Raw genomic sequence first — 12,915 nt, forward strand, 5'->3', positions numbered from 1 at the left:
AAGGTCTTTTATTATGCAAAGTGTTCTTGCCGATATGGCGGTCAGTGTTTCCGAATTGAAGAAAAATCCATCAGCAGTGCTGAGTGGCGCACATGGTGGTGCTGTGGCTGTGCTGAACCATAATCGCGTCATGGGTTACATGGTGCCAGCCGATGTCTACGAAGCCATGATGGAGCGGCTTGATGATTTGGAATTGGCTGAGATCGTCCGTTCCCGCAGTCATGAAACCCCCATTTCGGTAAACCTGGATGACCTATAAGCTCGAATTTCTGCCGTCTGCTCATAAGGAGTGGAGCAAGCTGGGTCATACGCTGCGAGATCAATTCAAGAAAAAGCTCGCTGAAAGGTTATCGCTGCCAAGGGTATCGGCTGATGCGCTTCATGGAATGCCTGACTGCTACAAAATCAAACTGAAGGCTTCTGGTTACCGTCTGGTCTATCAAGTGATAGATGAGCGAATCGTCGTTTCGGTAGTCGCTGTGGGAAAACGCGAGCGCAGCAGTGTCTATGAGAAAGCCAAAAAACGCTGAGTCGTCCAACCTCGGCGTTTTTTTCTCCCCTGACAACCTATTTGTTTCAAAACTTGACTGAAATTCCCCGCCAATGCGATATTGATAGTTAGCAAACTAACAGTGTGCATTTTCCCGTGGCGAATTCCCTCGACGCTCTCCAGATGAACATCAGCAGTGCCATGGTGGTGGCCGCCAGGCATTGGCGGAAGATCTGCCAGACCACGTTGGTCAACTATGGAATCTCCGAAGCCTGCGCCGTGCCGTTGTTGATGATCGGGCGGTTGGGCGAGGGTGTGCGTCAGGTGCAGGTGGCGCAGGCAGCCGGGATGGAGAGTCCGTCGCTGGTGCGCCTGCTCGATCAGTTGTGCCACGCCGGCTACGTCTGCCGCACCGAAGATGCGCAGGATCGTCGGGCCAAGTGCCTGAGCCTGACCGACACCGGCCGTGAACTGGTGCAAGCGGTGGAGATCGAACTGGTGCGTCTGCGTCATGAAGTGCTCGAAGGCATCGACCAGAGTGATCTGGAAGCTACGCTTCGGGTACTGCGAGCTTTTGAGGCGGCCAATCCGCCTGTGGTGATCAATTCTTGAACGGTTTTTTCTCTGGCATCCCGCCTGCCCGTGACTGGTTTTACGGGGTTCGTACCTTTGCAGCGTCGATGATTGCGCTGTACATCGCCTTGCTCATGCAAATGCCGCGTCCGTATTGGGCGATGGCCACGGTGTACATCGTCTCCAGCCCGTTTCTCGGGCCGACCAGCTCCAAGGCGCTGTACCGCGCCATCGGCACTTTTCTCGGAGCGGCGGCGGCAGTGCTGTTCGTGCCGATGTTCGTGCAGAGTCCGTACGTGTTGGTGGTGGTGATTGCCTTGTGGACGGGGATTTTGCTGTTCCTGTCGCTGCACCTGCGTACCGCCAATAACTACGCGCTGATGCTGGCCGGCTACACTCTGCCGCTGATCGCTTTGCCGACCGTGGATAACCCGCTGGCGGTGTGGGACGTGGCGGAGGCGCGCACCGAAGAGATTTTTCTCGGCATCGCTGTGGCGGCGGTGGTCGGCGCGATGTTCTGGCCACGGCGTCTGGCGCCGGTGTTCAACGACGCGGTGGGCAAGTGGTTCGCTGACGCCACCACCTACAGCCTGAAGTTTCTCAGCCGCGACGTGCAGCCTGAACAGATCGCCACGCTGCGCATGGCCATGGTCGCCAATTTCAACAGCCTCGAATTGATGATCGGCCAGTTGCCCCACGAAGGCGCCCGGCCGCAAACCGTGCGCAACACCAAGGAACTGCGCGGGCGGATGATCCACCTGCTGCCGGTGATCGACGCTCTGGAAGATTCGCTCTACGCGCTTGAACGGCGCACACCGGAACTGGTGGAAAAGTTTGCCCCGCTGCTGACCGCGACCCAGGAGTGGCTCGGCCATAACGACGCCGATCTGGCGCGTTGGCAGGCACTCAAGGATCAGCTGCAGACCCTGCAGCCAAGCTGCGAGGCGCTGGAAGATCGCAAGCAATTGCTGTTCTCCAACGCGATTTATCGCCTCGGCGAATTCATCGATCTGTGGCAGGACTGCCGCAGTTTGCAGGACGCGATTCTCTGCGAGCGCCAGGACAGCTGGCGCGCGGTTTACCGGCACTGGCGCCTCGGGCGGCTGACGCCATTTCTCGACCGCGGGATGATGCTGTATTCGGTGGCCTCGACCGTTCTGGCGATCATCGTCGCTTCGGTGCTGTGGATTCTGCTCGGCTGGCCGGACGGTGGCAGCGCGGTGATTCTGGCGGCGGTAGCGTGCAGTTTCTTCGCCTCGATGGACGACCCGGCACCGCAGATCTACCGGTTCTTTTTCTGGACCGGGATGTCGGTGCTGTTCGCCAGTCTCTATCTGTTTCTGATTCTGCCGAACCTGCACGATTTTCCGATGCTGGTACTGGCGTTTGCGGTTCCGTTCATCTGTGTCGGCACCCTGACGGTGCAGCCACGGTTCTTCCTCGGCATGCTCCTGACGCTGGTCAACACCTCGTCGTTCATCAGCATTCAGGGCGCCTACGACGCGGACTTCTTCGCCTTTGTGAACTCCAACCTGGCCGGCCCTCTGGGCCTGTTGTTCGCGTTCATCTGGACCCTGATCGCCCGCCCGTTCGGCGTCGAGCTGGCCGCCAAACGTCTGACCCGCTTCAGCTGGAAAGACATCGTGCGCATGACCGAGCCGGCCAATCTGGCCGAACATCGGCATCTGGGCGTGCAGTTGCTCGACCGTTTGATGCAGCACTTGCCGCGTCTGGCCATGACCGGCCAAGACACCGGGATTGCCATGCGTGAAGTGCGCGTCGGCCTGAACCTGCTCGATCTGCTGGCTTACACGCCACGGGTCAGCGGCGCGCCGAAGGCCCTGCTGCAGCAAGTGGTGGCTGAGGTCGGCGAGTATTTTCGCGCGTGTCTGAAGGCCGGCGAACGCTTGCCGGCACCGAGTCCTTTATTGATGACCATGGATCGCGCCCGCCGTGCGCTCAAAGGCCACGGCGACGAAGAAACCCGGCTAAACCTGTTGCATGCCTTGAGCGGTTTGCGCCTGGCGCTGCTGCCCGGCGTGGAATTCGTCAGCACCAGCGATGCCGAAGAACCGCTGCCCGATGGAGCGCCCCTATGATCGGTGATCTGGATATCAGCGGGATTTTCCTGCCCACCCTGCTGGTGCTGATGGGCATCACCTATGTGTTGTTTTTGCTGGTGCACGGCGTGCTCACGCGCCTGCACTTTTACCGTCTGGTCTGGCACCGGGCATTGTTCAACGTGGCCCTCTACGCCGTGCTGCTGTACGGCGTGGACTCACTCAGTCGATACCTGATGACATGAAAAAACCGTTTCTGACTATCGGTCGCGTGATCCTGACCCTGCTGATCGTGACTTTTGCCGTCGTCCTCGTCTGGCGCATGGTGATGTATTACATGTTTGCGCCGTGGACCCGCGACGGCCACATCCGCGCCGACATCATCCAGATCGCTCCGGACGTGTCCGGGCTGATCCAGCAGGTCGAGGTCAAGGACAACCAGTTGATCAAACGTGGTCAGGTGTTGTTCAGCATCGATCAGGACCGCTTCAAACTGGCTCTGCGTCAGGCTAAAGCGGCGGTTGCCGATCGCGAGGAAACCCTGGCCCAGGCGCAGCGCGAAGCCAAGCGTAACCGTGGCCTGGGCAACCTGGTGCCGGCCGAGCAACTGGAAGAAAGCCAGTCGAAAGTCGCCCGGGCGCAATCGGCGCTGGCCGAAGCGCTGGTGACGGTGGACAGCGCGCAGCTCAACCTGGATCGCTCGGTGATCCGCAGCCCGGTGGACGGCTACGTCAACGACCGTGCGCCCCGGGTGCAGGAATTCGTCACCGCCGGGCGTCCGGTGTTGTCGGTGGTCGACAGCAACTCGTTCCACATCGACGGCTATTTCGAAGAAACCAAACTCGACGGCATTCATGTCGGGCAGTCGGTGGATATCCGCGTGATCGGCGACAAGGCCAGGCTGCGTGGGCATGTCGAAAGCATCGTCGCCGGTATCGAAGACCGTGACCGCACCAGCGGCAACAACCTGCTGCCGAACGTCAACCCGGCGTTCAGCTGGGTGCGCCTGGCACAACGGATTCCGGTGCGCATCGCCTTTGACGAGGTGCCGGAAGACTTCCGCATGATCGCCGGGCGTACCGCGACCGTGTCGATCATCGACGACAAAACGCAGGAGCCCGCGCAATGAACAAGGCCCTGATAATCGCCGGGTTGGGCTTGATGCTCTCGGCCTGTCAGATGGTCGGGCCGGACTATCAGCTGCCCGCTGACGCCGCGGTGCAGCGCAAGGACTTTCAGGGCGAACTGGCGGTGGAGGGCAAACCGGTGGTGTCGGCGCCGGTGCCGGCGGATTGGTGGCGGCTTTATAAGGATCCACGTCTGGATCAACTGGTGCAGCAGGCCATGGCGTCCAACACCGATTTGCGCGTAGCGGCGGCGAACCTTCAACGGGCTCGCGCGCAAGTCGATGAGGCTGAAGCGGCGGGTGGCTGGAGCGCAGGCGTGAAGATGGGCGCGCAGCGTTTGCAGGAATCCGGGCAGGCGTTCTTGCTGCCGGAAAAAGTCCCGGTCGACAACGTCGGCGATATTGGCATCAGCGCGTCTTATCAGTTCGATCTATGGGGCACCCTGCAACGCGGTATCGAAGGCGCGAAGGCTAACGCCGATGCGACTCAAGCAGCGGCTGACACCGCACGCATCACTTTGGTGGCCGACGTGGTTCGCGCCTACACCCAGGTGTGCGCGGCCAACGAAGAGCGGGAAATTGCCCAGCATTCCCTCGACCTGCAATCGCAGAGCACCACGCTGATCCAGCGTCTGCGCGATGCCGGGCGTGGTGATGAGACCCAGGTCACCCGTTCGCAAACCCAATTCAAGTCGTTGCGCGCCGACCTGCCGCGCTATGAGGCAGCGCGTCAGGCCGGGTTGTTCCGCCTGTCGATGCTGCTGGCCAAACCGGTCGAGCAATTGCCGGCCGGTACCGCCACTTGTGCCGAACTGCCGAAAATTGCCCAACTGGTGCCGGTGGGCGACGGTGCGGCGCTGCTCAAGCGTCGTCCCGATATCCGTCAGGCGGAACGTCGCTTGGCGGCCTCGACAGCGGGCATCGGCGTCGCCACGGGCGAGCTGTACCCGGACATCAGCATCGGCGCGACCATCGGCACCGTCGGTCTTATTGACGACTTGGGCGATCCGTCGACCAACCGCTGGGGCTTCGGACCGTCGTTGAGCTGGAAGGTGCCGACCAACGGCGCCCGTGCGCGGATCCGTGAAGCCGAGGCCAACACCCAGGCCGCACTGGCGCATTTCGACGGCGTGGTGCTCAACGCCATCCGCGAAACCCAGACCGGTCTGGCCCAGTACAGCGCGCTGCTGCAACGCCGCGACGCTCTGGCCGATGCCGAGCAGTCGGCGAAACTGGCGGCGGACCAGACCCACCGCTTCTTCCAGGCCGGGCGCGAGTCGTTCCTCGCCGACCTGCAGGCGACCCGCACCTACACCGACGTCACTGCGCAACTGGCCGCCGCCAACACCCAGGTCGCCATGAGCCAGATCGATTTATTCCTCGCCCTTGGTGGTGGTTGGGAAAGCGGACGAACGCAAGCCTCAAGCGCCAGCAAACCCTGAAGCCGTTGCTATGCTTTGAAGTGTTGAAGGGGTGCCACGTGCAACGCACCCTTTCAGCGCACATTGCTAGCGCTGGTCTAGGGGAAACCAATAATGAAAAACCCTTACGCTCTCGGCTTCTGGTGCGCCCTGGTAGCGCTGGTGCTGCTATCGGCCACCTATTTCTACGGCATCATGCTGGCCCATCAGATCGACAAGGCCATGGTCTTCCTCGACAGCGCCACGGCGTTGATCGCGGTGATGGCAATTGTCGTCGTGGCCTGGGCGTCGATCCAGGTGCAGCGAGTCAAGAAAAGACAGCTTGAACAAGGCAAGACCCTGGTGCTGATCTGGGACACCAAAGTCGCCCTGCGCCGGGTCGAAACCGTGTTCGACCGCTACTTCTGGGGCAGCTATTGGCAACCGGGACGGACCTTCGCCGAAGTCATGGGCGAACTCACCGGCACGCCGCTGGAAAAAAGCCTCGAAGCCCTGAAAAAGCAGTGTCTGGAGCTCGACAAGCAGATTGCCGATGAAGGCTGGCACTGGCTCAACAATGCCCGCGAACTGTCGGATGTCGCCACGGCCATGGCCCGCGAGCGCTATCAGCTGGATTTCTGTGACCCCCGGGCGGATGGGCCGGGCGGGGCGGTGATCGATCGCGACTTTGAAGTGCTGGTGTATACCTGGACGGCGCGGTTGAAGAGCTTTGATCATCAGCTGGATGAGATCGAGGTTCAGTATTCCTGAAAAGCAAAAGATCGCAGCCTTCGGCAGCTCCTACAGGAAACGCATTCCTTTGCAGGAGCTGCCGAAGGCTGCGATCTTTTTGCTTTTGCGCGTGTCCATAGACACTCTTTAACCTTTAAACATTGGGCCGCCTCGCGCTGCCAGTGCTAATCTCCACCGCTAATTTCAGCGGAGTCGAGCCGCGACCCGGTCACGGGTTCAGGGAAGACGACCACATTTTCAGCCACGGACATTGATCAGGTCATTCATGAATAAATCAGCAGGCGTGCTTCTCGGGATTGTTGTTGCCATCGGTGCGATCAGCGCCGGCGGGGCCTGGTACACCGGGACCAAGATTGAAGGCGTGCTGAATAACGCCGTCAGCAACGCCAACAAAGAGCTGCAGACCGCGATGGCCGGCTCCAATGGCACCGCGTCGCTGGAGCTGGTGTCGCTGGAGCGGCACACCTTCACCAGCACCGCGCACTACCGTCTCAAGGGCGAAGGCGAGATGTTCGGTGACCAGCCGGTCGAGTTGCTGTTCGTCGACCACATCGAGCACGGCCCGCTGCCGTTCTCGCGCCTGGTATCGCTGAAGTGGCTGCCGGTCATGGCCACCAGCAATTACGAGCTGGAAAAGAGCCCGGCCACCGAAAAATGGTTTGCCGCCACCAAGGGCGCCGCGCCGCTTAAAGGTGTGACCAACATCGGCTACGACGAATCCACCACCAGCAGCTTGGAGTTGCTGCCGCTGGAAACCGCGCTGGACGAGCAGTCGAGCCTGAAATTCTCCGGCCTGACCATGAACATCTCCGCCAGTGCCCAGGCGCAGAAGGTCAAGGCTGACGGCTACATGGATAACCTGAAACTGGTCACCGTGTCGCAGGATCAGGCGCCGGTGCAGGTCGAACTCAACGGTCTGACCCTGGCCAGCAACCTCACCAAGAGCAGCTACGGCTACTACACCGGGGAAAACACCCTGGAGCTGACCAACAGCAAAACCACCTTTGGTCCCAAGCAGTCGGTGCTCGGCGTGAAGAACTTCGAAATGAAGAACCTCACCGAAGAGAGCGGCAGCAATGCCTCGGGCCGCGCTGACTACAAGGTGGGTGAAGTCACCCTCAACGACAAGAAAATCGGTTCGGCCAACATGGCCATGAGCCTGAAGAACCTCGACATCCCGTCGACCATGTCGCTGATGCAGATCTACCAGACCAAATTGCAGCCGTACGAGAAGGAAGCGGCGGCCGCTGCCGAAGCCGGCCTGCCGGCACCTGAACTGAACCTGACCGAGGCCGAGTCGGCACAGGTCAAGGCTGACCTGCAGAAACTGCTGGCCGCCAGTCCACAGATCGCGCTGGAAAACCTGTCGCTGAAAACCGCCAACGGTGAAAGCCGCGCCAGCCTGGTGATTGATCTGACCAAGCCACAGTCGATGGATCTGCCGCCGGATCAACTGGGTAAACAGTTGGTCGCGCTGCTGGACCTGAACATTCAGGTGTCCAAGCCGATGCTGATCGATCTGCTCAGCGTGCAAGCGCAGCTCGACGGTCAGACTGACGCCAAAGCCATCGTCGACCAGGCCAGCGCCGGTGCTGACATGTTCTCCGGCATGGCCGTCGGTTCGCAGTTGGCGACCGTCGAGGGCACCAACGTCGTGACCAAGCTGCATTACGCCGCCAATCAGGTGGAGTTCAACGGCCAGAAGATGACCGTCGAGCAGTTCGTCGGCTTCCTGATGAGCAAGTTCGCTGGCGTCACGCAAGTGCAGTAATCCTGCGCTCTTAATAGCAACGCCCGGCCTCTGATCCCCAGACGCCGGGCGTTTTGCTGTCTGGTGTTCGGGTTTTCGTCTCAGCCGGCACCGCGATTCTGAACAATTATTGCGTTCTGGATATTCGACTACGCTTGCATGCAAGACTGCCTGACTAAGCTTGGCTGGGTCTCTTTTGACTCGGTCTCCGTTACGAATGGGCAAGGGGGGCATTGCGACCCGGCTGGCCATGTAAGGATGCTGACGAATGCCGCGTATTGATGTTCCTGTTTTACATCGTGGTTTACGCCCGTTGTTTCGCGTTGCGCTGTGCAGCCAGTTGCTCTGGCCGGCACTGGCGTTTGCCGATACGCCCTATGATCAGATGGTGCGTGATGCCCGTGCCGGGCAGACCACGCCTGCGCTGAACGTGCTGCGCCAGGTGCCACCGGGGCAATCGACCACCGGCCAGATCAGCGATCACCTGCAAATCGCCAGTTGGGCCGGCCTCGATGCCGAGGTGGTGCAGGTCTATGAGACCCAGGGCCGTGACCGGGTGCTGCCGGTGCAGGCACTGACCGCCACCGCACGCGCCTATCGCAACCTCAAGCGTTGGGAGCAGGCGACCCAGGTTTACAACAAGGCGCTGGCGCTGGAGCCGGACAACGCTGACCTGCAACTGGGGCTGGCGCTGACTCAGGCTGACTCGGGTAAACCCGACGAAGCCGTGACCCGCGCCAAGGCTCTGGTTGCCGCCAAACCCGACGATCCCTCACGCCGTCTCGCACTGGGCTATGCCCTGACCCGCGCCGGCAAGCAGTACGACGCACTGTTTGAATACGATCAGGCGTTCATGCGTGCCGGCAGCAAGCCGGACGTTGCCCGTGAATATGTGGTCGCCCTGCAAAAGGCGCGGCTGCCGGAACCGGCGCTGCGTCTGGCCAATCAACGTCCGGGGCTGATCGACCCGGTGACCTTGCGCCGTCTCGAAGGCGATCTGGCTGCCGAACGGGTGCGTCTGGCCGAACTCGCCACCCGCAGCGAAAAAGAACGCTACGTGATCGCCGACCGTGCGTTGGCCGATTACGACAAATTGCTCGCCACCTGGACCCCGGACGCCAGCGCCCACGATGACGTGATTCGCTGGCGCATCGACCGCATGGGCGCACTCAAGGCCCGGGCGCGCACCGCCGACGTGATCAATGAATATCAGAAGCTGCAAAGCGAAGGCGTGAAGATTCCGACCTACGCCTTGCGCTGGGTGGCGGCGTCGTATCTGGATCAGCGCCAGCCGGAAGTCTCCACTGACCTGTATCGCCAGGTGCTGTCGGCCCCCGACGCTGATGTCGGTGATCGTCTCGAAGACACCACCGCGTTGTACTACTCGCTGCTGGAAAGCGACCGCGCCGATGAAGCGCGCAAAGTCGCCGAGGATCTGGCCAAGACCCAGAAGCCGCGCGTCGAACTCAAGGGCTTGCCGATCGGCAACCCCAACGACGAATGGATGGACGCCCAGCAGCTCGCGGCGCAGGCCGGTACCTACGGCTCTGACCTGCCGCACGGCGAGGAGCGCCTGCAGACATTGGTCGATCAGGCCCCGGGCAACCTCGGTTTGCGTCTGGCCCAGGCCGATCTGTACCTGGCCCGACAGTGGCCACGCCGCGCTGAAAACCAGCTCAAGGAAACCGAAAGCATGGCCCCGCGCGACATGGGCCTGGAACTGGCTCAGGCGCGCACCGCGATGACCCTGCAGGAATGGCGGCAAATGGATGCGCTGACCGATGACGTGGTCGCGCGTTTTCCCGACAACCGCCAGGTGCAACGCGCGGCCCGCGAGCGCGAAGTGCACGACATGTCCGAATTGCGCGTCGAAGCCTACGGTGGCAAGGCCAATGGGGGCGGCGGCAGCGGCGGTGCGGGCGCGGTCAGTGGCAGCCGCGATTTCGGCATCCAGAGCACCCTGTACAGCCCGCCGATCGATGAAGACTGGCGGGTGTTCGTTGGCGCCGGTTATGCCACCGGCGACTTCGCCGAAGGCACCGGTACCGACCGTTTCCAGCGCGTGGGCCTGGAACGTCGTACCCGCGACATGAGCCTGGAAGCCGAGGTCTCCAACCACAATTACGGTTATGGCGCCAAGCAGGGCGCGCGCATCGCGATTGCCCGCGACATCAACGATAACTGGCAGTACGGCGGCAGCTTCGCCTATCTGTCGGCCGAGACGCCGTTGCGTGCGCTCAACAGCGACATCAAGGCCAACGGCGGCAACGCGTTCATCCGCTGGCGCGCCAACGAGAGCCGCGAGTGGCGGCTGTCGGTCAGCCCGTCGCACTTCAGTGATGGCAACAACCGCCTCGAGGCCTTGCTCACCGGGCGCGAGGGTGTCTACAGCGCGCCGAACGTGCAGGTCGATGCCGGTCTGGAAGTCGGCACCAGCCACAACTCGAAATCCGATGACGTGCCGTACTTCAACCCGAAGTCGGACTTCAGCGTGATGCCGACGGTCAACGTCAACCATGTGCTTTACCACCGCTACGAAACATCCTGGAGCCAGCAATTCCAGGCGGGTGCGGGCACCTACAGCCAACGTGATCACGGCACCGGCGGCATGGCGATGCTCGGCTACGGTCAGCGTTATGCCTGGAACGACGTGTTCGAGGTGGGCGGCTTGTTCAGTGTGATCAACCGGCCCTACGACGGTGATCGGGAGACCGATCTGCGTCTGCTTGTCGACCTCACTTTCCGCTTCTAGAAGAGTTTGAAGATGCCTTTGATGACGCGTTTCATCCTTCTGCTGGGAGTGCTGCTGATCAGCGCCTGCGCCCAGCAAGCCCCGGCCTTCGCGCCGCCGTCGCAACGTCCGGTGGCGGCCAATGAAAAACCGTGGCCGAAAAACCACGTGCTGGGCATCGCCTATCACGACGTCGAAGACCGTGACCCCGATCAGGCGGTGGTGGCGGTGCGCACCGAGCGCATGATCGAGCAGCTCGCGTGGCTGCGCGAGAACGGCTATCAACCAGTCACCGTCGACCAGATCATGGCCGCGCGCAAGAGCGGCCCGGAACTGCCAGCCAAAGCGATCCTGCTCAGCTTCGACGACGGTTATTCAAGCTTCTATACCCGCGTGTTGCCGGTGCTGCGTGCTTACAACTGGCACGCCTTGCTGGCACCGGTCGGCACCTGGATCGACACCCCGCTCAATCAACCGGTGGATTTTGCCGGTGCACCCCGCGCACGCTCCGACTTCCTGACCTGGGATCAGGTGCGCGAGATTTCGCGATCGGGGCTGGTGGAAATCGCCGCGCACACCGACGCCAACCACAAAGGCGTTCTTGCCAACCCGCAGGGCAACCTGCAGCCGGCGGCGGCGACGCGTCGCTACGATCCGCTCACCAAACGCTACGAATCCGAAGAAGAGTTCCGTGCCCGAATACGCAATGACGTCGCGGCCATCTCGGAAAAAATCCGCAAGGTCACCGGCAAAAAACCGCGTGTCTGGGTCTGGCCATACGGCACGGCGGACGGCACTTCGCTGACCGTGGTCGGCGAGCAGGGCTACGAAATGGCCCTGACCCTGGACGACGGTCTCGACGCCCTCGACAACCTGATGAGCAGCCCGCGTTTCCTGGTGGCCTCCGATCCTGACGGCGAGCATTTCGCCAACAGCATCGTTGGCGTGCAGTCGGATTTCGCCATGCGTGTGGTGCACGTCGATCTCGACAACGTTTATGACCCGGATCCGGCGCAGCAGGAAATCAACCTTGGCAAGCTGATCCAGCGCATGGCCGACATGGGCGCCAACACCGTGTTCCTGCAGGCCTTCGCCGATCCGAAGGGCGACGGGCTGGTGCACTCGCTGTACTTCCCTAACCGTCATCTGCCGGTGCGCGCCGACATTTTCGATCGCGTTGCCTGGCAACTGCGCACTCGGGCGCACGTGAAAGTGTTCGCGTGGATGCCGGTGCTGAGTTTCGGCCTCGATTCGAAGCTGCCGCGTGTTACGCGCTGGGATCCGAAGACCGGCAGCACCTCGGTCGATCCGGGCCAGTATCAACGCCTGTCGCCATTCGATCCGCAAGTACGGCGGATCATCGGTGAAATCTACGAAGACGTGGCGCGTCTGACCTCGGTCGACGGCATCCTTTATCACGACGACACGGTGCTCTCGGACTTCGAAGACGCCAGTCCGGAGGCCTTGAAAGCCTATACGGCGCACGGTTTGCCGGGTTCGATCGCCGCCCTGCGCGATGATCCGGCGGCGATGCAGCGCTGGACGCGCTTCAAGAGTAAATACCTGATCGATTTCACCAACGAACTGACTGCCAAGGTGCGTGCGATCCGTGGCCCGCAGGTGCTGACCGCACGCAACCTCTTCGCCGAACCGGTGCTCAATCCTGAGAGCGAAGCCTGGTTTGCGCAGAACCTCGACGACTTCCTCGTGACCTACGACTGGACGGCGCCGATGGCCATGCCGCTGATGGAAAAACAGACCCAGGCGCAATCCGGCCCGTGGCTCGAACAACTGGTGGCGAAGATCAAACAGCGCCCCGGCGCGCTGGATCGCACGGTGTTCGAACTGCAGGCCCGCGACTGGACGAAAAAGGATCAGGCCGACATCGATGGCGCCCAACTGGCCGACTGGATGGGCCGGCTCAAGCGTCAGGGTGCGACCAGTTTCGGTTACTACCCGGACAACTTCCTCGACAACCTGCCGGACCTGAAAACCGTAAGGCCTGCGCTCTCCAACAAATGGAACCCATGAC

Annotated in this window: 11 protein-coding genes; all 11 read left to right on the plus strand. The window is 61.6% G+C overall.

Annotated elements, in window-relative coordinates; genetic code table 11:
- Positions 1-13 precede the first annotated feature (13 nt).
- The 11 genes from HDC30_RS19615 (at position 14) to pgaB (ending at position 12,914) form a co-directional block, all read left to right on the plus strand.
- Positions 14-259, plus strand: coding sequence for a type II toxin-antitoxin system Phd/YefM family antitoxin (locus HDC30_RS19615; protein ID WP_183784476.1), 246 nt, complete (start codon positions 14-16; stop codon positions 257-259).
- Positions 249-530, plus strand: coding sequence for a type II toxin-antitoxin system RelE/ParE family toxin (locus HDC30_RS19620; protein WP_183784478.1), 282 nt, complete (start codon positions 249-251; stop codon positions 528-530). The genes HDC30_RS19615 and HDC30_RS19620 overlap by 11 nt, the downstream gene beginning before the upstream one ends.
- A 143-nt stretch (positions 531-673) precedes the next feature.
- A complete protein-coding gene (locus HDC30_RS19625) occupies positions 674-1,102 on the plus strand; it encodes a MarR family winged helix-turn-helix transcriptional regulator (protein ID WP_007961473.1) in 429 nt (142 codons plus the stop codon).
- Entirely contained in the window at positions 1,099-3,162 is a 2,064-nt protein-coding gene (locus tag HDC30_RS19630) for an FUSC family protein (protein ID WP_183784480.1), read from the plus strand. The genes HDC30_RS19625 and HDC30_RS19630 overlap by 4 nt, the downstream gene beginning before the upstream one ends.
- Positions 3,159-3,368 (plus strand): DUF1656 domain-containing protein, encoded by a 210-nt coding sequence (locus tag HDC30_RS19635; protein ID WP_027611129.1) that lies wholly within the window; start codon positions 3,159-3,161, stop codon positions 3,366-3,368. Before HDC30_RS19630 ends, HDC30_RS19635 begins: the two co-directional genes overlap by 4 nt.
- Positions 3,365-4,252 (plus strand): HlyD family secretion protein, encoded by an 888-nt coding sequence (locus tag HDC30_RS19640; RefSeq protein ID WP_183784482.1) that lies wholly within the window; start codon positions 3,365-3,367, stop codon positions 4,250-4,252. Before HDC30_RS19635 ends, HDC30_RS19640 begins: the two co-directional genes overlap by 4 nt.
- Positions 4,249-5,691 (plus strand): efflux transporter outer membrane subunit, encoded by a 1,443-nt coding sequence (locus tag HDC30_RS19645; RefSeq protein WP_183784485.1) that lies wholly within the window; start codon positions 4,249-4,251, stop codon positions 5,689-5,691. The genes HDC30_RS19640 and HDC30_RS19645 overlap by 4 nt, the downstream gene beginning before the upstream one ends.
- 93 nt (positions 5,692-5,784) lie before the next feature.
- Positions 5,785-6,420, plus strand: a complete 636-nt coding sequence (locus HDC30_RS19650; RefSeq protein WP_025113416.1) for a hypothetical protein — start codon at positions 5,785-5,787, stop codon at positions 6,418-6,420.
- 247 nt (positions 6,421-6,667) lie between these two features.
- Positions 6,668-8,173, plus strand: coding sequence for a YdgA family protein (locus tag HDC30_RS19655; RefSeq protein ID WP_096796921.1), 1,506 nt, complete (start codon positions 6,668-6,670; stop codon positions 8,171-8,173).
- 247 nt (positions 8,174-8,420) lie between these two features.
- Positions 8,421-10,904, plus strand: coding sequence for a poly-beta-1,6 N-acetyl-D-glucosamine export porin PgaA (pgaA, locus tag HDC30_RS19660; protein ID WP_183784487.1), 2,484 nt, complete (start codon positions 8,421-8,423; stop codon positions 10,902-10,904).
- A 12-nt stretch (positions 10,905-10,916) separates the two neighbouring features.
- Entirely contained in the window at positions 10,917-12,914 is a 1,998-nt protein-coding gene (gene pgaB, locus HDC30_RS19665; protein WP_183784489.1) for a poly-beta-1,6-N-acetyl-D-glucosamine N-deacetylase PgaB, read from the plus strand.
- Position 12,915 lies beyond the last annotated feature (1 nt).

This window comes from Pseudomonas sp. JAI115 (assembly GCF_014200835.1).
Lineage (GTDB): Bacteria > Pseudomonadota > Gammaproteobacteria > Pseudomonadales > Pseudomonadaceae > Aquipseudomonas > Aquipseudomonas putida_A.

What these genes read in the sequence shown, in the direction of transcription:
- HDC30_RS19615 (WP_183784476.1), top strand. Translation starts at nt 14, where the DNA reads ATGCAAAGTGTTCTTGCCGATATGGCGGTCAGTGTTTCCGAATTGAAG.
- HDC30_RS19620 (WP_183784478.1), top strand. Translation starts at nt 249, where the DNA reads ATGACCTATAAGCTCGAATTTCTGCCGTCTGCTCATAAGGAGTGGAGC.
- HDC30_RS19625 (WP_007961473.1), top strand. Translation starts at nt 674, where the DNA reads ATGAACATCAGCAGTGCCATGGTGGTGGCCGCCAGGCATTGGCGGAAG.
- HDC30_RS19635 (WP_027611129.1), top strand. Translation starts at nt 3,159, where the DNA reads ATGATCGGTGATCTGGATATCAGCGGGATTTTCCTGCCCACCCTGCTG.
- HDC30_RS19640 (WP_183784482.1), top strand. Translation starts at nt 3,365, where the DNA reads ATGAAAAAACCGTTTCTGACTATCGGTCGCGTGATCCTGACCCTGCTG.
- HDC30_RS19645 (WP_183784485.1), top strand. Translation starts at nt 4,249, where the DNA reads ATGAACAAGGCCCTGATAATCGCCGGGTTGGGCTTGATGCTCTCGGCC.
- HDC30_RS19650 (WP_025113416.1), top strand. Translation starts at nt 5,785, where the DNA reads ATGAAAAACCCTTACGCTCTCGGCTTCTGGTGCGCCCTGGTAGCGCTG.
- HDC30_RS19655 (WP_096796921.1), top strand. Translation starts at nt 6,668, where the DNA reads ATGAATAAATCAGCAGGCGTGCTTCTCGGGATTGTTGTTGCCATCGGT.
- pgaA (WP_183784487.1), top strand. Translation starts at nt 8,421, where the DNA reads ATGCCGCGTATTGATGTTCCTGTTTTACATCGTGGTTTACGCCCGTTG.
- pgaB (WP_183784489.1), top strand. Translation starts at nt 10,917, where the DNA reads ATGCCTTTGATGACGCGTTTCATCCTTCTGCTGGGAGTGCTGCTGATC.